The 19250-nt window shown below is 65.3% G+C and carries 13 protein-coding genes; 6 read left to right on the top strand and 7 right to left on the bottom strand.

Annotated elements, in window-relative coordinates; all coding sequences use genetic code 11:
- Positions 1-22: 22 nt before the first annotated feature.
- From AC1RRT_RS17115 to AC1RRT_RS17100, 4 genes are all read right to left on the bottom strand, one after another.
- Positions 23-1369: a zinc-binding metallopeptidase family protein gene (locus tag AC1RRT_RS17115; protein WP_493015021.1), complete on the bottom strand. Its 1347-nt coding sequence runs from the start codon at positions 1367-1369 to the stop codon at positions 23-25.
- A gap of 214 nt (positions 1370-1583) precedes the next feature.
- Positions 1584-7274 (bottom strand): cadherin-like domain-containing protein, encoded by a 5691-nt coding sequence (locus AC1RRT_RS17110; protein ID WP_493015020.1) that lies wholly within the window; start codon positions 7272-7274, stop codon positions 1584-1586.
- A gap of 181 nt (positions 7275-7455) precedes the next feature.
- Positions 7456-8820 carry an MATE family efflux transporter gene (locus tag AC1RRT_RS17105; RefSeq protein ID WP_493015019.1) on the bottom strand — a complete coding sequence of 455 codons (1365 nt, stop codon included), beginning with the start codon at positions 8818-8820 and terminating at the stop codon, positions 7456-7458.
- Positions 8817-9446 carry a TetR/AcrR family transcriptional regulator gene (locus tag AC1RRT_RS17100; protein WP_493015018.1) on the bottom strand — a complete coding sequence of 210 codons (630 nt, stop codon included), beginning with the start codon at positions 9444-9446 and terminating at the stop codon, positions 8817-8819. Before AC1RRT_RS17100 ends, AC1RRT_RS17105 begins: the two co-directional genes overlap by 4 nt.
- A 95-nt stretch (positions 9447-9541) precedes the next feature.
- On the opposite strand from AC1RRT_RS17100, the gene AC1RRT_RS17095 reads away from it, so the two are divergent.
- The 3 genes from AC1RRT_RS17095 (at position 9542) to AC1RRT_RS17085 (ending at position 10865) form a co-directional block, all read left to right on the top strand.
- Positions 9542-9820 (top strand): Rdx family protein, encoded by a 279-nt coding sequence (locus AC1RRT_RS17095; protein WP_493015017.1) that lies wholly within the window; start codon positions 9542-9544, stop codon positions 9818-9820.
- A gap of 207 nt (positions 9821-10027) precedes the next feature.
- The gene (locus AC1RRT_RS17090; RefSeq protein WP_493015016.1) at positions 10028-10474 is read left to right on the top strand and encodes a hypothetical protein; all 447 of its coding nucleotides are present in this window, start codon (positions 10028-10030) and stop codon (positions 10472-10474) included.
- A 7-nt stretch (positions 10475-10481) separates the two neighbouring features.
- Complete coding sequence (locus AC1RRT_RS17085) at positions 10482-10865, top strand: hypothetical protein (RefSeq protein WP_493015015.1); 384 nt, start codon at positions 10482-10484, stop codon at positions 10863-10865.
- A 3-nt stretch (positions 10866-10868) separates the two neighbouring features.
- Here the strand turns inward: AC1RRT_RS17085 and AC1RRT_RS17080 are convergent, their stop codons facing one another.
- Entirely contained in the window at positions 10869-12263 is a 1395-nt protein-coding gene (locus tag AC1RRT_RS17080) for an MFS transporter (RefSeq protein ID WP_493015014.1), read from the bottom strand.
- A gap of 82 nt (positions 12264-12345) precedes the next feature.
- Here AC1RRT_RS17080 and AC1RRT_RS17075 point away from each other — a divergent pair, with 82 nt between their 5' ends.
- Both AC1RRT_RS17075 and typA read left to right on the top strand, forming a co-directional pair.
- Positions 12346-13365: a LysR substrate-binding domain-containing protein gene (locus AC1RRT_RS17075; RefSeq protein ID WP_493015013.1), complete on the top strand. Its 1020-nt coding sequence runs from the start codon at positions 12346-12348 to the stop codon at positions 13363-13365.
- Between the two features lie 206 nt (positions 13366-13571).
- Complete coding sequence (gene typA, locus AC1RRT_RS17070; RefSeq protein WP_493015012.1) at positions 13572-15392, top strand: translational GTPase TypA; 1821 nt, start codon at positions 13572-13574, stop codon at positions 15390-15392.
- A gap of 71 nt (positions 15393-15463) precedes the next feature.
- Here the strand turns inward: typA and AC1RRT_RS17065 are convergent, their stop codons facing one another.
- The gene (locus AC1RRT_RS17065; protein ID WP_493015011.1) at positions 15464-16339 is read right to left on the bottom strand and encodes a hypothetical protein; all 876 of its coding nucleotides are present in this window, start codon (positions 16337-16339) and stop codon (positions 15464-15466) included.
- Positions 16340-16969: 630 nt separating this feature from the next.
- Between AC1RRT_RS17065 and AC1RRT_RS17060 the strand changes: the two genes are divergently transcribed.
- Complete coding sequence (locus AC1RRT_RS17060; RefSeq protein WP_493015010.1) at positions 16970-17191, top strand: acyl-CoA carboxylase biotin carboxyl carrier protein subunit; 222 nt, start codon at positions 16970-16972, stop codon at positions 17189-17191.
- On the opposite strand, the gene AC1RRT_RS17055 is transcribed toward AC1RRT_RS17060, so the two are convergent.
- A complete protein-coding gene (locus tag AC1RRT_RS17055) occupies positions 17188-19242 on the bottom strand; it encodes a bifunctional aldolase/short-chain dehydrogenase (protein ID WP_493015009.1) in 2055 nt (684 codons plus the stop codon). The two genes, AC1RRT_RS17060 and AC1RRT_RS17055, sit on opposite strands and share 4 nt — an antisense overlap.
- Between the last annotated feature and the right edge of the window lie 8 nt (positions 19243-19250).

Below are 19250 nucleotides of genomic sequence, written 5' to 3'. Positions count from 1 at the left end.
GGTATAGCGAAGAAATGATAACCTAGCGGGCCGCGCCCTCGGCCAGTTGTGCCGCGACGGCGATCAGGACTGCGGTCTGCGGTGTCACCGGTTCGTCGGCGAGGCCTTCAGGCAGTGGCGCCAGCGCAGCGGTCGGCGACGCCTGCGGCTGGCGCGCCTGCAGCATCGGCGGCTGGCCGCCGATCTGCTGCTGACCCTGGATGGTGATCTGCGGCAGGCCCTCGCGCGCATGGCGGCAGAGCGCATGGATGAAGCCGAGCTTCTCGATGGCGCGCGGACTGAGCACGAAGGGATAAAGGTCGGGCTGGCCCATCGAACGGTTCAGGCTGTTCACCGCAAAGGTGATCGGCAGGAAGCCCTCGATGAGCTGGTCGATGCTCTCGGCCTGGTAGCTATCGAAATCGATGCGGGTGCCGATCTCCTCGCCGCGGCTGATGCGCGGCTTGACCCGCAGGCCGAAGGCGGCCGCGGTTTCCAGCGTGTCGACGATATGCATGTAATGCGCCCAGGTCTCGGCGAAATCCTCCCAGGGGTGCACGGCGGCATAGGCACTGACGAAACCGTCCTGCCAGCTCGCCGAGGGGCCATCAGCGTAATGGCGCTTCAGCGCCTCGGCGTAATCCTCGCGCTCGTCGCCGAACAGCGCGCGGAAGCCGCTCATGGCTTCCGAGTTGTCGCCGGCGCGGCGCACCAGGCGCTCCCAGTAGTAATGCCCGACCTCGTGGCGGAAATGCCCGAGCAGGGTGCGATAGGGTTCGTGCATGGCGACGCGGATCTTCTCGCGTTTGGCGTCGTCGGCCTCGATCAGGTTGATGGTGATCAGGCCGTTATCGTGGCCGGTGATGATGCGCGGCGCCGAGGGGTCGGGCGGATCGGGCAGGAAGTCGAAGGCCAGGCCTTCCTCCGGGTCCTCGTCGCGGGTCTCGTGCGGCAGGTCGAGCCGCTGGATGCCGTGGAACAGGCGATGCTTGGCGCTCTCGATGCGGCGCCAGTTGTTCAGATGCACCGGGTTGGAGAGATCGGGCACGGTGCGGTTATGGGCGCAGGCCGAACAATAGGCGTCGGGGTTGGGCGGCGCGCCTTTCGGCTCGGCCTCGACCAGCCAGTTGCAGGCATCGTGCTGCGCGTTGATGCAGAAGCGCCAGCGCTTTTCCGGCGCGGCCAGCGCGCGCCAGACGCCATTGGTGGCGCCGGGGTTGGCGGCATTGAGATCGGGTGGCGGGTCCTGCGCCGGCCGATGGTTGGCCGGCTCCAGCGCGCTGAGCACGCCGATATCCGGCAGGTAGCCGAGCCGGCGGCCACAGCTTTCGCAGGAGGTATTCTCGAAATAGACCGGCTGGCCGCAGCCGAGGCATTCAAACAGTTTCATGGTGCCGCACGCCCTCTTCCTAGGCCGGAAATCCGGCACAGGGAGAGGACGACGGGGCTGCGGGAAGGTTCCCCTCGCCTGTCGATATTGCAGTTACGTCACGGCTGGTTACGGGGCAGGCATCCGGTTCCGGCGAGTCGCCGGAACCGGAAGGCCGCATACGGCTTACGCCCAGCCCCCGCTTACGCCCAGGCCCACTTACGCCCAGCCCCACTTACGCCCAGGTGGTGGCGAAGACCGGTGCGAGGTCGTTGGCGACCTGGCTGTCGAGTGTGAACTGACCCGGCGCCGGCGCGCTGAAGCCCGCCATCGCCGTCACCAGCGCCTCGACATTGGCCGACGACAGGCTGTGGCTGCCATCGGCGGTCTCGATCACATCGACGCGGCGGCTGGCATCGGCATACCAGTCCTTCAGCAGCACGCTGCTGCTGCTCTCGCCGATCACGTCGACGCGCAGGTCGTTGCCGACATGGCTGAACCACAGCTGGTCATACGACACACCGCTGAGGAAGCGCAGGGTGTCGGTGGTGCTGGCCGCATCGGTGATGCCCGGCGGCATGCCCGGCGCGCTGCTCTGGTAGATGCTGTCGATGCCATCGCCGCGGCCGACGGCATAGATATCGTTGCCGTTCATGCCGACCATGATGTCGTCGCCGCCCATGCCGGTCAGGATGTTGTCGCCGGTGTTGCCGCCCACCTTGTTGGCGCCGGCATTGCCGGTGACATTGATGTTGGCGCTACCTTCCAGCACGATGCTCTCGATATTGGCATAGTTGGCCAGCGAGGCCGTGATGCTGGAGAACAGGAAGTCCTCGCCGCTGGTGCCGGTTTCCACCACCACATCACCCAGGCTGTCGATCACATAGCGGTCGCCACCCTCGCCGCCTTCCATGTAATCGTCGCCGGTGCCGCCGTTCAGGCTGTCATCGCCGGCGTCGCCATAGAGCGTATCGCTGCCGGCCTCGCCCTGCAGCACGTCCATGCCGTCGCCGCCGACCAGGATATCGTTGCCGTTGCCGGCGAAGATCATGTCGCCGCCACCATGGCCGAAGATAGTGTCGTCGCCGCCGGTGCCGGTGATCGTGTCGTTGCCCGACAGCGGCGCGGCGTAATGCGTCAGCAGATCGCCGCTCACCACGTCGATGGTGCCGGTGCTGGACCCGATCACCAGGTCCTGCTTGCCGTCGCCATCCATGTCGGCCACCGTCACCGCCGAGCCGATGCCCTGGCCGCTGGTGCCGCTGAACGACATGAAGCCGCCGTTGGCGGTGGGCGTCTGCGACAGGTCGATGCTGCGGGCTATGCCGCCCTGCTGACCCCAGATCACCCAGAGCTTGTTGGCGCCGCTGCTGCCGACCACGATATCGTCATAGCCATCGCCGTTCAGGTCGCCCAGCGCCATGCTGCTGATGCCGCCCGAGACGCCGGTGATGCGCATGCCGTTCAGGCCGTTCAAGGTGGCGATATCGACGCTGCCGCCGGCCGCATAGCTGCTGTTGCCATAGAGCACGAAGGCGCCGGTCGGCATGCTGGGATAGGTGCCTGCCCAGCCGACCATATCCTCGATGCCGTCGCCGTTGATATCACCGCCGCCGGCCATATGGCGGGTCAGCAGATCGCCGCCACCCACATTGAAGTTGTTGAGGATCAGGCCGCCGGTATTGCTGCTCAGGTCCGACGCCAGGCTACCCGCGGCATTGCCGAAGGTGATCTTGACCGGACCATACACCGCACTGCCATCATTGCGGGCACCGACAGCGGTGACGATATCGTCGAAGCCATCGTTGTTGATATCGACCGCGCCCATGACATAGGTGACATTGGCGGCGGAAGCCGAACCAATGCCGTTGATGCCGCTATAGGCGGTGGCGGCCGGGCTGCCGCTGATACCGCCCACGCCGCCGAGCCACATCGCCAGCGACGGCGTCGTGGCGCTCGCGCTGCCGTTATAGGCCGAGCTGTTATGCACGCTGAGGAACAGATCAGCGCGCCCGTCCCCGTTAAAGTCGGCGGTAATCGGCATGGCTGACCCGCCGGCATAGCCGATGCCAGAGTTCAGGCTCGTATCGTCGACAGCATCGACACCGGATCCGCCCAGCAACACGCCGAGGGTGGAAACACCGCCATAGCTGCCAATCGCATGCAGGGCGTCCTGGATTCCATCGGCGTTGACGTCTGCAAGACCGACGGCATAGCTGTAGCCGCCGAAGCGGATGACCTGGCTGCCCGTCCCCGAATAGAAGCCACCGCCATTGAGCGCGCTGGTCAGCGATCCGCTCTGGCCGAAGATCACGCCATGGTTGGCCGAGGTATGGTCGGGCGCTTCGGTGCGGACCAGGATATCGACCGCGCCATCGCTATTCACATTGCCCGCCTGCAGGTTCAGAACCGGATACAGGCCGGTCGTTATCCGGTTGCCGACGCTGCTAAGCTGCATCTCGTCGCCCAGCACGGCGACATGGACGGTCCCGACATCGAACTGGTTGCCGCCATCCCAGGCTGTATAGGTGAAGCTGGCCATGCCGGTGAAACCGGCCGTGGGCGTGAAGACGATAGTGCCGGTGCCGAAATCGTAATACGCGTCGCCATTCACGCCGCCATTGGGGAATCCGAACGACATCAGCGTGTCGCCATCGAGCTCGATGTCATTGGCGAACAGGGCCGCCAGGCTGGTATTCACCACCTCGCCCGGCCGGATATAGAAGTAATCGTCCACCGCGATGGGCACATCGTTCGTCGGCAGCACGTTCACGTTGACGGTCGCCGTCGTGGTGCCGCCCAGGCCGTCGCCAATCGTGTAGGTGAAGCTGGCCGGGCCGTTGTAATTGGCGGTCGGCGTGAAGATCACCGAGTTGAAATCGCCCAGCGCCACCGTGCCGTTGACCGCGCCCTGAACCGAAATCATGTTCAGGTAGTGGCCTTCCGGGTTGCTGTCGTTGCCCAGCAGCGTTTCGATGAAGATCATCTCCGAACCATCTTCATACAGCGTCACGCTGTCGTTGACCGCCACCGCCGCATCGGTCACCGGGGTGACGCTCAGGTTCACCGTCGCCGTGCTGGTGCCGCCGTTGCCGTCCGCAATCGTGTAGGTGAAGCTGGCCGCGCCGTTGTAATTGAGGCCGGGCGTGAACACCACGTTGCCCGAACCGTCGAGCGCCACGCTGCCGCCGACCGCGCCCTGCACCGACTGGATGGACAGCGTGTCACCCTCCAGGTCGGTGTCATTGGCCAGCAGGCTGCTGGCGGCGATGGTCACCGGCGTGTCTTCCGCCGTGGTGTAGCCGCTGTTGTTCACCGCCACCGGCGCATCATTCACCGGATTGACCGTCAGGGTCACGGTCGCCGTGCTGGTGCCACCATTGCCGTCCGCGATCGTATAGGTGAAGCCGGCCGCACCGCTGTAGTTGGCGGTCGGCGTGAACACCACGTTGCCCGAGCCGTCAATTGTCACGCTGCCGCCGGTCGCCGCCTGCACCGAGGCGATCGACAGTGTATCGCCATCGGGATCGCTGTCGTTGCCAAGCAGCTGCCCCGGAGTCAGGCTCAGCGCCGTGTCCTCATTGGTGCTGAAGCTGTTGGCCACCGCCACCGGCGCATCCTGCACCGGCGTCACGGTGAGATTGACCGCCGCCGTGCTGGTGCCGCCGTTACCGTCGCTGATCGTGTAGGTGAAACTGGCGACGCCGTTATAGTTGGCCGTCGGCGTGAAGATGACGTTGCCCGAACCGTCGATGGACACGCTGCCGCCGACCGCATCCTGCACCGAGGCAATCGACAGTGTGTCGCCGTCGATATCGCTGTCATTGCCCAGCAGGCTGGCCGGTGCGATGGTCAGCGCCGTGTCCTCGGCCGTGCTGAATCCGCTGTTGGCAACCGCCATCGGTGCGTCATTCACCGGCGTCACAGTCAGCGAAACCGTGGCGGTGCTGGTGCCGCCGTTGCCGTCACTGATCGTGTAGGTGAAACTGGCGGCGCCGTTGTAGTTGGCCGTTGGCGCGAAGACGACATTGCCCGAGCCGTCGATGGACACGCTGCCGCCGACCGCATCCTGTACCGAGGCGATCGACAGCGTGTCTCCGTCGATATCGCTGTCATTGCCCAGCAGGCTGGCCGGCGCGATGGTCAGCGCCGTGTCCTCGGCCGTGCTGAAACCGCTGTTGGCGACCGCCACCGGCGCGTCGTTCACGGGATTGACGGTGAGGCTGACGGTGGCCGTGCTGGTGCCGCCATTGCCGTCGGAAACAGTGTAGGTGAAGCTGGCCGCGCCGTTGTAGTTGGCTGCCGGGATGAAGACGACATTGCCGGAGCCATCGATGGACACGCTGCCGCCGACCGCGCCCTGCACCGACTGGATGCTGAGCGTGTTGCCGTCGATATCCGTGTCGTTGCCCAGCAGCTGTGCCGCCGTCAGGCTGAGCGCGGCATCTTCATTGGTGCTGAAGCTGTTGGCCACCGCCACCGGCGCGTCGTTCACCGGCGTCACGGTGAGGTTGACCGTGGCCGTGCTGGTGCCGCCATTCCCATCCGAAACGGTGTAGGTGAAGCTGGCAGCGCCGTTGTAGTTGGCGGTCGGGGTGAACACCACGTTGCCGTCCTGCAGCGCGACACTGCCGCCCGATGCGGTCTGGACCGACTGGATGGTGAGCGTATTGCCATCGGCGTCGAAGTCATTACCCAGCAGCTGCGCCGGCGCCAGGGTGAGGACGCCATCCTCGGCCATGGTGAAGCTGTCGTTGAGCGCCACGGGCGCGTCATTGGCCGGCGCGACGGTCAGGTTGACCGTGCCGGTGGTGAAACCGCCCTGGCCATCGGAGACGATGTACCTGAACGAGGCCGGACCGTTGTAGTCGGCCGTGGGCGTGAAGGTGACGTTGCCCTGCGCGTCCTTGGAGACCGTGCCGTTCACGGCGGTGCTGACCGCCAGGATCGACAGCGTGCCGCCCTCGATGTCGCTGTCATTGGAGAGCAGCTGCGATGCCGACAGCTGCAGCGGCGTATCCTCGGTCATCGAGAAGGATTCATTGACCACGATCGGCTTGTCATTCACCGCCGCCACATTCAGCACGACCGTGGCATTGGCGAAACCGCCCTGCCCGTCGGAGACCGTGTAGGTGAAGCTGGCCGCGCCGTTGTAGTTGGCGCTCGGGGTGAACACCACATTGCCCTGCGCGTTGAGGACAACAGTGCCGCCGACCGCGTTGGTGACGCCGGCAATCGAGAGCGGATTGCCGTCGACATCGCTGTCATTGCTGAGCAGCTGGCCCGGCGTCAGGGTGATCGCGGTGTCTTCTGTCGCATTGAAGCTGTTGGCCGCCGCCACCGGCGCGTCGTTCACCGGCGTGACCGTCAGGCTGACGGTGGCGCTGGAGAAGCCGCCATGGCCGTCGCTGATCGTGTAGGTGAAGCTGGCCGGGCCGTTGTAGTTGGTGGTCGGGGTGAAGGTGATGTTGCCCGCGCCATCCAGTACCGCGGTGCCGCCGACGGAATTGGCGACGCCGGTGATGCTGATCGCGTCGCCGTTGCTGTCGGTGTCGTTGCTGCGCAGCACCGACCCCGAAATGAACAGCGGGGTGTCCTCGCTGGTGGTGAAGCCGGTATCAGCCGTGGCAACCGGCGCGACGTTGCCGCCGCCGCCATTCACCGTCAGTGAAACGGTGGCGATGGATACCTCGCCCATGTCGTCCATAGCGACGTATTCGAACGAAGCTGCGCCGGTGTAATCCAGCGACGGCGTGAAGATGATATTGCCATTGACGTCGTAGCCGACGGTGCCGCCGATGGCGTTGCCGATATCCAGGATGCTGGTGCCGGCGGGGTCGTTGGCCAGCAGGCTGGCCGTGGTCAGGGTCAGCGGGGTGTCTTCCTGGGTCGAAAAGCCACTATCATTGTTTGCCGGACCTGACATCGCTTCCCCCTAAAGTAGCTATTTGTCGAATCAATAGTCGCAAAACTATATGACGACGCCACTACAGGTGTAACGATGGTATATGAAGGGTGGGAATAGGCCTTTCAGGTTGCAGTTTTATACAACCTGACGGATATCCCATTGATCTATCACGGACCCGTGAGATCAAAGCAGAGACTGCTCAGTCGCCCCAGCGCGTGCCCTTCACCAGCAGGCCGGTGGAAATGCCGTAGACCACCATCGCCGCGCCAGCCAAGGCGAACAGCGTCCAGACCTCGGCGCCACTGACCGTCAGCCACCAGCCGCCGAGCGCGACCATCACCAGGCGGATGGTGCCACCCAGCACCGGGCCGAGCACTTTGCCCGAACCTTGGCTGGCGAAGTATAGGCAGAGTCCGAAGCCGAAGAATGGGAAGCCGAAGCCGGCGGCGGTGAGATACTGCCGCGCGGTGGCGATCACCGCGTCATCCTGCGTGAACAATGTGGTCCAGGCATCGGGCACCACCACCACGATGGCGGCGATGATGGCGAGCGCTGCCGCTGCGATGCTGGCCGCCATCCAGGCGACATGACGCGCGCGCGTGATGTTCTTGGCGCCGATCGCCATGCCGACCATCGGCACGCTGGCGACGCCGACCGAAAACGAAATCGGCACTAGCAGGAATTCCAGCCGCGCGCCGATGCCATAGGCGGCCAGCGCCACGGTGCCGAAACGCGCAACAAGCCCGGTGAAGATCAGGATGGTCAGCACCGTCTGCAACGAGGACAGGCAGGCAAGCGCGCCGACTTTCAGGATATCCACATACAGCGCGCGGTCGGACTTGAAGCCCGCGAAGCTGAGGCGCAGGCGCGCGCGCCCTGAGCGCAGATACCAGAAGAGATACAGCGTGCCGAGCACGAAGGCGATCACCTGGCCGAGGCCGACGCCGATCATGCCGAAGCGCGGCACCGGGCCCAGGCCCAAGCCCAGCGTGCCGCCAATGACGATCTGCAGCGCCACGACAGCGAGCGTGACCGTGGAGGGCACGCCCATGCGGCCGGTGCCGCGCAGCACCGAGGCCAGCGTGTTGAACAGCCACACCCCCATCGCGCCCGCGAAAACCGTGTTGGAATAGAGGATGGCTTCGCTCAAGGCCAACCCGCGACCGCCGAGGAAGGCATAGATCATCGGGCCGAGCAGCCAGAAGAAGGCCGTGAAGACCAGGCCGCCACCGATGGCGATGATGATGGCATGAATGGCCAGCGTATTGGCGCGCGCCAGATCGGCGGCACCCAATGCACGGGCGATGGCAGACGAGACACCGCCGCCCATCGCGCCGGCCGACATCATCTGCATCAGCATGATCATCGGGAAGGCCAGCGCCATGGCGGCGAGCTGCTCGATGCCCAGCACGCCGACATAAGCCGTCTCGGCGATGGCGGCGAGCGCCGTCACCGTCATCGCCAGCGTATTGGGCAATGAGAGCCGGATCAGGGTTGGCAGGATCGGCGCAGACAGCAGGTTGTCGCGCGGTATGGCTATTTTGGGCGGGGCCGCCTGATTCATAGGGTGCTCATGTCATCGATGCGGGCCTTCAGGGCGGCACGCGAGTTTTTCAGAATGCGGTCGGAGAGCTGCGGGTCGCTGACCGCGCGGGCGATGGCGACCGCGCCGGCCATCTCGGCCATCAGCGAACTGGCGGCATCGATGGCATCGGCTTTGTCGGAGGTTTTGTCAGGCAGGTGTTTTGCAATGCGGCTGGCGATACCGCGCACGCCCTCGTCATAGGCCTGGCGCGCCTCGCCTTTCAGGCGCGGCATGTCGGAGATCAGCGCCGCCAGCGCACAGCCGCGGCCGGGATCGTCGCGATGGCTGCGCGAGATGTAGCTCTCGATCCAGCTCTTCAGCGCCGCGGCGCCGATGCTGCTGCCGATGCGCGCCACGTATTTGTCGCGGCCGCCAGCGAACATATGGCGGATGGCGTCGGCCACCAGCGCATCCTTGGATTTGAAATGCGCATAGAAGCCGCCATGGGTGAGACCGGCCTCGCGCATCACCGCGACCACGCTGACGCCATCGGGGCCATGGCGGCGGATGGCGTCGGCGGCGGCATCGAGAATGGCGCGCCGGGTGGCCTCGCCCTTGGTCAGGGCGGCGTCTGGAGCGGCAGCTTTGGTCTTGCGAGTCTTCATGGCGGCAGCAGAGCATAAAATATGATGATCGTCATCATATTTTATAGACGCCCTCTATCCTGCTAATATGGCTGGCCTTTTCCCGGAGCAGCCTCATGACGCCCAAGCCGCGCATCCGCATCACCTACTGCACGCAATGCCACTGGCTGCTGCGCGCCGCCTGGATGGCGCAGGAGCTGCTCTCCACCTTCGTGGATGATGTGGACGAGGTCGCGCTGAAGCCGGGCACCGGTGGCATTTTCGAGATTCATCTCAACGATGATCTGCTCTGGGAGCGCAAACGCGATGGCGGCTTCCCCGATGTGAAGACGCTAAAGCAGCTGGTGCGCGACCGCATCGATCCCGCGCGGGATCTCGGTCATACGGATCGGTGAGCCTCTACCCCGACGTGCAGGAATGATCCGGCAAAAGCTGCTGCGCGCCTGCGGCCAGATGGCAAAAATTTCCGGTTAACCGGGGTTAACCATACTCCGCAGACGGAAGATTCCGCAGTCTTCCGCCATACCCGCTGACATCATCCGGCCTGCAACCTCTGGCATGTGGCTTGCTTCCTCCGTGGGCAGACAACACGGAGGATCATCATGTCGACGATCAACGGAATCGGCTCCAGCCAGCTCACCCAACTGGATCGCCTCTTCGATCTGGAAGAGCTGAAGAAGGCGAAGAAGGCCGGCACCGCCAGCGCCAGCTTCCCCGCCGCGATCCAGGGCGCGCAGGCGCCGAGCGATCCGACCCGCGCCGCCGACTTCTTCTCCGGCGCCGCCAGCGGCGACACCAGCGGCAACGCCAGCACACAGAAGGCCGAGAAATCGGCCGAAGAGAAATTCTTCGACTTCTCCAAGCTCTCGGACACCGAAAAGGTCCGCATGAAGGAGCTGAAGGAAAAAGACCTGACCGAGGAGAAGCTGAACGAGATGGATGCGCAGGCGCGCGCCCGGATCGAGGAAGACATCCGCGAGAAGGTCGCCGAAACCATCATGAAGCAGACCGGCAAGAGCATCGGCGGCATCGCCGACCTGACGGTGTGAGGCAACGATGACCACGATCGGCACCAACTCCGTCAATCCCTATTACGGCGTCAACCAGGCCAACGGCGTGAAGCCGACCGATGCGGCGAAAGCGGCTGAGCAAGCGGCGACGCAGGAGGCTGCCGGTCTCGGCAAGTCTCCGGTCGCCAAGAAAGATGCCGCCCAGGATTTCCTCGACTACGCCAAGCTCTCGATCCCGGAGCGCATCCGCAAGAAGTATCTCGAGGACAACAACCTGAGCGAAGAGGACCTCGCCAGGCTGAGCTCCGAAGAGCGCAAGAAGATCGAGGATGAGATCAAGCTGGCGATCGAGGAAGCCGTCAAGAAGGGCATGCGCGAGGCCGGCACCCCCATCGACAGCATCGGCAGCATCGCCGACATTGTGGCCTGACCCTCAGACAAGCGTTCTCTTCAGCGTGAGCACGGCGGCCAGCGCGCCCAGACAGGCGCCGGCCGCCGACACCGCGAAGACCGGCGTAAAATCCGTACCGCCCAGCGAGACCGCGCCGAGCAGCGCGATACCGATGGCGAAGCCGGCCTGGCGCAAGGTTGTCGCCAGGGCCGAGGCCATGCCGGCGCGATCCGGCGGCGCGGTCGCCACCAACGCGCCCGACACCTGCGAATTGCTGATACCGGCGCCGCTCGCGCCGACCAGCATGGCCAGCAGCACCTGCCACAGCGGCGCAGCCTGCAGCGTGCAGACCACCAGCAGTGTCATGCCGAGGCCGATCAGCATCATGCCGCCGGTGAAATTGGCGCGCCATCCAACTTTTTGCGTGAGCCAGACACCGACCGGCGGCAGCACCAGCATCGGCGCGGTGGCAGCCAGCATGGCAAGGCCTGCTTCGTCCACGCTCAACGAGAACACCGTCTGCAGGTAGAGGGGCAGATAGACCAGCGTCGCCCAGTAGCTCAGCGACAGGCTGAGCAGCAGGCAGCCGATGCCGATCGGCTGCGCCTTGGCGAACAGCATGAGGTCGAGCATCGGCTTGGGCTGCCGGCGCTGCTGCAGCGCCAGCAGGACCGCGAACAGCATCCCGCCGAGCAGGCCCACCCAGCGCCACACCGCTGCGCCCCCCTGTTCATCACTGGCGTGCAGCAGCGCCTGCACCGGCAACGCAATCGCCAGCGTCAGCAGCAGCACGCCGACCATGTCGACCCGGCGGCCTTCGCTATCCTTCGATTCCTGGGCCATGCGTTGCAGGGCATAGTGGCTGGCGATGCAGATCGGCAGGTTGATCAGGAAGACCCAGCGCCAATCGAGCGCCGCCGTGATCAATCCGCCCAGCGTCGGGCCGAGCGCCATCGCCGCGCCGCCGGTGACGCCGATAATGCCGAAGGCGCGCGCGCGGCTCGCTGCATCCGACACCGGATAGGCCAGCGAGATGGAAGCCAGCCCGCCGGTGATGGTGAAGGCGGAGGCCGCGCCCTGCATGGCACGCGCGGCCCAGAGCGTCGGGCCGTCCCAAGCCAGGCCGCAGAGCAGCGAGGCCAGCGCGAAGGCGGTGTTGCCCATGAGAAGAATGCGGCGACGGCCGAAGCGGTCGCCGAGCGCGCCGGCGAAAAACAGCGTGCCGGCGAAGGCCAGGCTATAGGCGTCCATCACCCAGGCGGTGGCGGCGATGCCGAAGCCGAGATCGGCGCGGATGCTCGGCAGCGCCACGACCACGGCGGTGACATCGAACTGCGTGAGGCAGACCGCGAGCGAGAGCACCAGCGCCGGCAGCATGGGATGCCGGGCGAGACCGCCCGGGGAAGCGCCGGGTGCGGAAGAAAGTGTGTCTGTCATGGTGCCTGTCATGCCACGGCCACCCGCGCGAGGCCCAGCGACAACGCTTCACAGGATCATGAATCTAATTCATACTACGGCCATGCCCGCCCGCAAGACCGCCCCCCGCCCGCTGCCGCCCTTCGACTCCCTCGTCGCCTTTCAGGCCGTGTTGCGGCATGGCAGCATGACGGCGGCCGCCGCCGAACTCGGTGTCACGCAGAGCGCGGTGAGCCATCGCCTGCGCCGGCTGGAAAGCTTCATCGGCACGCCGCTGCTGCTGCGCCGCCGTGCCGGGCTGACGCCGACGCCGGCCGGCGCCGCACTGGCCGATGGCCTGAACGCCCTGTTCGACGGTATGGCCGGCCTGCGCGACCGCTGTCGTGCTGCCATGGCCCCTGCCCGTCTGCGCGTCGGCGTCGGCGCGGCGCTGGCGCATCACTGGCTGGTGCGTCGCCTGCCGGCTTTCGCCAAGAAGTATCCCGGCATCGATGTCGAGCTGGTGATCTACAACACCGTAGCGCAGGCCGAAGCGCGCAGCGGCGAGCTCGATATCCGCGTGCGCTGGGTGAAGCCCGAGGATGGCCGCAACTCCAGCACGCAACGCCTGCTGTTCCGTGAGCAGGTCTTCCCCGTCTGCGCGCCGTCCCTGCTCAAGACCGCGCCGCTGAAGACGCCGGCGCAGATCGCCACGCTCCCTCTCCTGCTGAAAAGTGCGGAAGGCGGACAAGGTGAGGAATGGGAATGGAGCACCTGGTTCAAGCGGCTCGGCATCGCAACACGCCCGAAGGCGGCGCTGCGCATGGAGGAATTGGGCACGGCGATCAGTGCGGCGCTGGAAGGCGCCGGCGTGGCGCTGGCACGCTCGCTGATCGTGCATGACGCGCTGGCCGAGGGCCGGCTGGTGCGCGTGCTCGGTCCGCGCTGGGACATGACCTCGGAAAAGGCGCATCTGGCAAGCTGGCCGGCGCGGCTCAGCAACGACACCCGCGTGCACGCCTTCGTCACCTGGCTGGCGGCGGAAGCGGAAAAGACGATTGCGCAGGTTGCAGCCAATCGGCCGGCGATTTCCCCACCCCCAGCCACCCCGGGCCGGCCCCGCCTCGTCCGGGCGTCCCGCTGAGCCGAATCGGGACCATTAACCCGTTGGTCCGGCTTCGTTATCCGCGGGCATGGCAGGGCTGCGTTTCCGTCATTGCGGCGCAACAAATCTATCCTTGTCACAATCCGTCCGGCCCCGTATAAACCCGGCAACTTTAAGCCCGAACCCAAAGGAATCGCGCCTGGCCACCTGCTCTCAGGATGGACCGGGCCTTTTGTGTAAGCCGCATGGATATCCGCAATATCGCCATCATCGCCCACGTCGACCATGGCAAGACCACCCTCGTCGACGCCCTGCTCCGCCAGTCCGGCTCGTTCCGCGAGAACCAGCAGGTCGCCGAGCGCGTCATGGACAGCAACGACCTGGAGCGTGAGCGCGGCATCACCATTCTCGCCAAGTGCACCTCAGTCGAGTGGCATGGCACCCGCGTCAATATCGTCGACACCCCCGGCCACGCCGACTTCGGCGGTGAAGTCGAGCGCATCCTGAGCATGGTCGACGGCGTCGTCCTGCTGGTCGATGCCGCCGAAGGCCCGCTGCCGCAGACCAAGTTCGTGCTGGGCAAGGCGCTCGGCCTGGGCATGCGCCCGATCGTCGTCATCAACAAGGTCGACCGCCAGGACGCCCGTCCGGTGGAAGTGCATTCCGAGGTCTTCGACCTGTTCGCCGCGCTGGACGCCAGCGAAGACCAGCTCGACTTCCCCTGCATGTTCGCCTCGGGCCGCAGCGGCTGGGCCGATGACAGCCTGGAAGGCCCGCGCAAGGACCTCGCCCCGCTGTTCGACCTCGTCGTCCGCCACGTGCCGGCGCCGACCGTCGAGCTGGACGCGCCCTTCAAGATGCTGGTCACCACGCTGGAAGCCGATAACTTCCTCGGCCGCATCCTCACCGGCCGCATCTACTCGGGCAAGCTGAAGGTCAACACCCCGATCCATTCGCTGCGCGCCGATGGCAGCGAGATCGAAGTCGGCCGCGTCACCAAGCTGCTGGCCTTCCGCGGCATCGAGCGCGTGCCGGTGGAAGAAGCCGACGCGGGCGACATCGTCGCCATCGCCGGCCTGACCACCACCACGGTGGCCGACACCATCTGCGAACCCGCCGTCACTGAGCCGGTGCCGGCCAACCCGATCGACCCGCCGACCCTGTCGATGACCTTCTCGGTCAACAACTCGCCGTTCGCCGGCAAGGAAGGCAGCAAGGTGCAGAGCCGCGTGATCCGCGACCGCCTGCTGCGCGAGGCAGAAGGCAACGTCGCCATCCATATCCGCGAGACCGAGGAGAAGGACGCCTTCCAGGTCGCCGGCCGTGGCGAACTGCAGCTCGGCGTGCTGGTCGAAGTGATGCGTCGCGAGGGCTTCGAGCTCTCGATCAGCCGTCCGCGCGTGATCTTCCAGAAGGACGAAGGCGGCAACCTGCTCGAACCGATCGAGGAAGTGCATGTCGACGTCGACGACGCCTATACCGGCGTGGTCGTGGAAAAGATGTCGCTGCGCAAGGCCGAGCTGCGCGACATGCGCCCGTCCGGCGGCGGCAAGACCCGCATCACCTTCCTGGCGCCGTCGCGCGGCCTGATCGGCTATCACGGCGAGTTCCTGACCGATACCCGCGGCACCGGCATCATGAACAAGCTGTTCCACAGCTATGGCCCGCATCGTGGCCCGATCCCGGGCCGCCGCAACGGCGTTCTGATCGCCAACGGCACTGGCGAAACCGTGGCCTATGCGCTGTGGTACATCGAGGAGCGCGGCACCCTGTTCGTCGATCCGGGCACGCCCGTCTATGAGGGCATGATCATCGGCGAGAACAGCCGCGACAACGACCTCGAAGTCAATCCGATGAAGGCCAAGCAGCTGACCAACATGCGCGCCTCGGGCAAGGATGAGGCCGTGCGCCTCACCCCGCCGCGCAAGATGTCGCTGGAGCAGGCGATCAGCTACATCGGCGATGACGAGCTGGTGGAAGTGACGCCCAAGTCGATCCGCATCCGCAAGAAGCTGCTGGATCCGAACGACCGCAAGCGCGCGTCGCGTGCCGCAGACGCCGCGTAAGCAGCGTCACATCGAATACGAAAAAGGCCGGGTCACCCCGGCCTTTTTTATTGCCTGCCATTCAGCATCGGTTACTGGATGCTGGCGCAGTAGCGCGTCGATGAGCGGATCTTGGCGCAGGCGGCATCGGCATCCTTGCGCTCGGCGAAGCCGACCAGCACCAGGCGCGCGAACGGCCCGCGCTGGGTGTCGGTCCATTCCACCAGCGGATCGAACTGGCCATAGAGCGCCGCATTGCCCTTCAGCAGCTCCTGCCATTCGTTGATCGCGGCAGACTCCGTGCGGTGCGAGGCCAGATGCGCCTTCCAGCTGCCGCCCATGGCGCCGGCCACCATCGCGGCATTCTCTTTCATGCTGCCGCTCAGCATCGGCGGCTCGGGCATGGCACCGGCGGCAGCGGCCATCTGCTGCTGATCGGCGGCTGCCGCCGGCTGATCAACGACCGACGCCGAAGGCGTGTAGCCGGCAGGCAGGGTCGGCGGCGGCACCACAACGGGTCCGGGCGCCGGCATAGCCGTCATGGCGGCGGGATTGGGGCCGGCGGCCGGCGCAGGCGCGGCGGCGACAGAAGGCTGCGTGGCCGCACGTGATGGCTGCGACGAGCGCTGCTGGGGTGCGCTGACCGTGGCGGGTGCAGTCTGCGTCGGAGTGACGGCGACCGGCGTCGAGCCCGCTGCACCACTCTGGGCGGCGGGCTGCTCGGGTTCCTTGTAGCCGACCGGCACGGTGTTGCCCTGGCCGCTGTTCTGAAGGGTGGCGGTGCGCTGGGCGGCCCAGCTGGCCTGCGAGATCGTGCCCGGCGGCGGCATCGGCGTCTCGGCGCGCGGCGGATCGGTCGGATACATGCCGAGCCCCCGCTGCACCTCGTAGGACGTGCGCTTGAAATCCTCGCAGCCGGCCAGCAGGCCGGCGGCAAGCATTATGGCCGTGACGCTACGGAAGGACATCGACTCACCTCTCATCGGCGCATTTTAGGCAGACGGGTATACCGGGTCCAAGGTAGAAGTATGGTTAAGACACGGAGGAATCATGCCCAGTATCGTCAACAGGGCGAATTGGGCCTCGAAGTACAGGCACTTAGGCATCCCCTCCAATCCCTGTTACCTCTTCTGTCACCAGCGCCTCTAGTCCAACCACCAATACTCAACGCCTCCACCCAACCAACCGGCATCGTCAACCACGGCAACCAACAGCGATCCCTTTGAATGCACCCAAATGTATTCAAAATGTCGGGCGCCCGGTTTGTGGTTTATGGGCGATGACTGTGGACCTTTCAAATCCTCTCGCCTGATCCCTTTCTCCGCACATCTACGGGAGCAGGCTTTCTCCATTGCCTGAGTTGCAATTCGCTCGGATGACTCAAGGGTTAGATTCTTCGACCACAAATATGCATCAAGCCGAAGCCATGCACAGAGTGCGACCAGAATCAAAGCGGACAGAATCAAAGCATTCCGTCGCGTCAACTTCTCTCGCATCAATCCTGCCTCAAGTAAAAAAACGACTGATTGCGCACCGTATGTGGCGGCCACTACACTTGAGGGATACCGTAGAGATCGAACTATTGACAGGGAAATTCGATGCCCAGTATCGCCATCAAGGCCGACGTCACCGGCAAGGTCTGGAAACTCGAAGCCGCAGCCGGCGCGCAGCTTGGCGCCGGCGACGTCGTCATGATCCTGGAATCGATGAAGATGGAGATCCCGGTCGAGGCCCCGAAAGCCGGCAAGCTGGCCTCCCTCACCGTCGCCGAGGGCGACAGCGTCAAGGAAGGCCAGGTACTGGCCACGCTGGAAGTTTAACGGAGCGCCGCCGCGATATTGCCGCCGTCGACCGTGGCGACCGCCGCCGTGGTCTTGGCGGCCACCGCCAGCTGCACGAAGGCCTGCGCCACGTCGGATGCCTTCACTTCACGCTGCAGCAGGTTACCCGACATATAGTCCTTCTCGCTGAGGCCACGCGCCTTCGAGCGCTTGGCCACCATCTCGTCGGTCAGCAGGCCTGAGCGGATGCGATCGGCATTGACGGCCGAGGAGCGGATTCCTGCAGCGCCGTAATCGAGCGCATACTGGCGCGACAGGAACAGCGTCGCGGCTTTCGGCAAACCATACGGGCCGAAATCGGGGCCGGGATTCACCGCCTGCTTGGAGGCGTTGAACAACAGGCAACCGCCGGTCTTCTGCTGCAGCATGATTTTCGTCGCCGCCTGCGCCACAGACTGGTGGCTGAAGAAGTTCAGCTCGAATGACTGGCGCAGCAGATCGTCGGAGACTTCGCCGATCTTGCCGCCCCAGGCATTGCCGGCATTCGACACCACGATGTCGACGCCGCCGAAATGCTGCACGACCTTGGCAAAGGCCGCCGCCACCGCCGCCGGCTTGGTGACATCGCAGGCGATGCCGATGCCGCCGACCTTCTTCGCCACTTCGGCCGCCTTGGCGCCGTCGAGATCGAAGACCGCCACTTCAGCACCTTCGGCCGCCATCGCCTTGGCGGTGGCGGCGCCGATGGCGCCTGCCCCGCCGGTGATCACCGCAACCTGGCGCGACAGCGGCTTCTCGCCGCCCTTGCCCAGCTTGGCCTGCTCCAGCGACCAGTATTCGACATCGAAGATGTCGCGTTCCCTGATGCTGATGAATGTCCCGATGGCTTCCGCCTTGGTGATGATCGAGACGGCCATCTGGGCGACGTCGCCGGCGATCACCGCATCCTTGCGGGTCTTGCCGACGCCGATCAGGCCCAGGCCGGGCACCAGCAGCGCGCGCGGCATCGGGTCGAGCATGATCTTCTTCGGCTGTGCCTTGGCGTTATGGCGCTCGAAATAGGCCTTGTACTTCTTGATATAGCCATCGACCGCCTTCTGCGCCTCGGCCTTGAAGGCGTCGAGCTTGCCGGCTTCCGGCGCCGGCAACACCAGCGGCCAGGGCTTGGTGCGGATCACATGGTCGGGCGTCACCGTGCCGGCCTGGCTGTAACGCATCACATCCTTGCCGCGTGCAAAGGCCTGGATCTCGGCGCTGTCGCGCAGATTGAAGACCCAGCGCGTCACCGCGCCATCGGCATCCGTAGGGATGCTCAGCAGGCCACGCAGGATCGGCAGCACGTCTTCCGCGGCCGCGATCTTCTTGGGCAGCGCCTTGCCTGGCGTGAAGACGGTCTTCCTGCCCTTGGCCAGATGGGCTTCTGCCTTCGATACGAATTCGATCATCAGGTCGTAGGCTTCCTTCGCCGTCTCGGCAAAGGTGAAGATGCCATGCTTGAGCAGGATCAGGCCCTGCGCCTGCGGGTTGGCTTTGAAAGCAGCGGCAGCCTTCTTGGCCAGGCCGAAGCCCGGCATCTCGTACTCCACCAGCGCGACGCGCTTTCCGTACAGCTTTTCGCAGATGGCGGCGCCGTCGGGCTGGTCGGTGATCGCCAGTACGGCCGAGGCGTGGGTGTGGTCGATGAACTTGTGCGGCAGGAAGGCATGGAACAGCGTCTCGACCGATGGGTTCGGCGAGGTCGAGTCCAGCAGGTTGCAGCGCTGGATGTTGACCATGTCCTCATCGGTCAGTGCCTTCAGCGCGATCAGCTCCTTCAGCGGTTCCAGCTTCACGGCCGGCAAGCCCGGCGGCTCGATCACCGCCATGTCCCAGCCCGAGCCCTTCACGCAGAGCACCTCGACCGGCTTGCCCAGCGGATCGGGCATCGCGGTCTTGACCGAGGTATTGCCGCCGCCATGCTGCACCAGGTCCGGCACGCCGCCGAGCAGGCGCGTGGTATAGGTGCGCAGCGCCAGATCCTTGTTCACGCCCTGCTTGGCATAATGGGCTATCGCGGCCTTGGCGTCGCGGTCAGACCAGAGATTCTTCATGGGACGGT

The organism is Ferrovibrio sp. GW821-FHT12B10, assembly GCF_058807515.1.
This window is presented reverse-complemented; position numbering and strand designations above follow the sequence as displayed.

Coding starts and splice junctions, on each gene's coding strand:
- AC1RRT_RS17115 (WP_493015021.1), bottom strand. CDS start 1,369: ATGAAACTGTTTGAATGCCTCGGCTGCGGCCAGCCGGTCTATTTCGAG.
- AC1RRT_RS17110 (WP_493015020.1), bottom strand. CDS start 7,274: ATGTCAGGTCCGGCAAACAATGATAGTGGCTTTTCGACCCAGGAAGAC.
- AC1RRT_RS17105 (WP_493015019.1), bottom strand. CDS start 8,820: ATGAATCAGGCGGCCCCGCCCAAAATAGCCATACCGCGCGACAACCTG.
- AC1RRT_RS17100 (WP_493015018.1), bottom strand. CDS start 9,446: ATGAAGACTCGCAAGACCAAAGCTGCCGCTCCAGACGCCGCCCTGACC.
- AC1RRT_RS17095 (WP_493015017.1), top strand. CDS start 9,542: ATGACGCCCAAGCCGCGCATCCGCATCACCTACTGCACGCAATGCCAC.
- AC1RRT_RS17090 (WP_493015016.1), top strand. CDS start 10,028: ATGTCGACGATCAACGGAATCGGCTCCAGCCAGCTCACCCAACTGGAT.
- AC1RRT_RS17085 (WP_493015015.1), top strand. CDS start 10,482: ATGACCACGATCGGCACCAACTCCGTCAATCCCTATTACGGCGTCAAC.
- AC1RRT_RS17080 (WP_493015014.1), bottom strand. CDS start 12,263: ATGACAGACACACTTTCTTCCGCACCCGGCGCTTCCCCGGGCGGTCTC.
- AC1RRT_RS17075 (WP_493015013.1), top strand. CDS start 12,346: ATGCCCGCCCGCAAGACCGCCCCCCGCCCGCTGCCGCCCTTCGACTCC.
- typA (WP_493015012.1), top strand. CDS start 13,572: ATGGATATCCGCAATATCGCCATCATCGCCCACGTCGACCATGGCAAG.
- AC1RRT_RS17065 (WP_493015011.1), bottom strand. CDS start 16,339: ATGTCCTTCCGTAGCGTCACGGCCATAATGCTTGCCGCCGGCCTGCTG.
- AC1RRT_RS17060 (WP_493015010.1), top strand. CDS start 16,970: ATGCCCAGTATCGCCATCAAGGCCGACGTCACCGGCAAGGTCTGGAAA.
- AC1RRT_RS17055 (WP_493015009.1), bottom strand. CDS start 19,242: ATGAAGAATCTCTGGTCTGACCGCGACGCCAAGGCCGCGATAGCCCAT.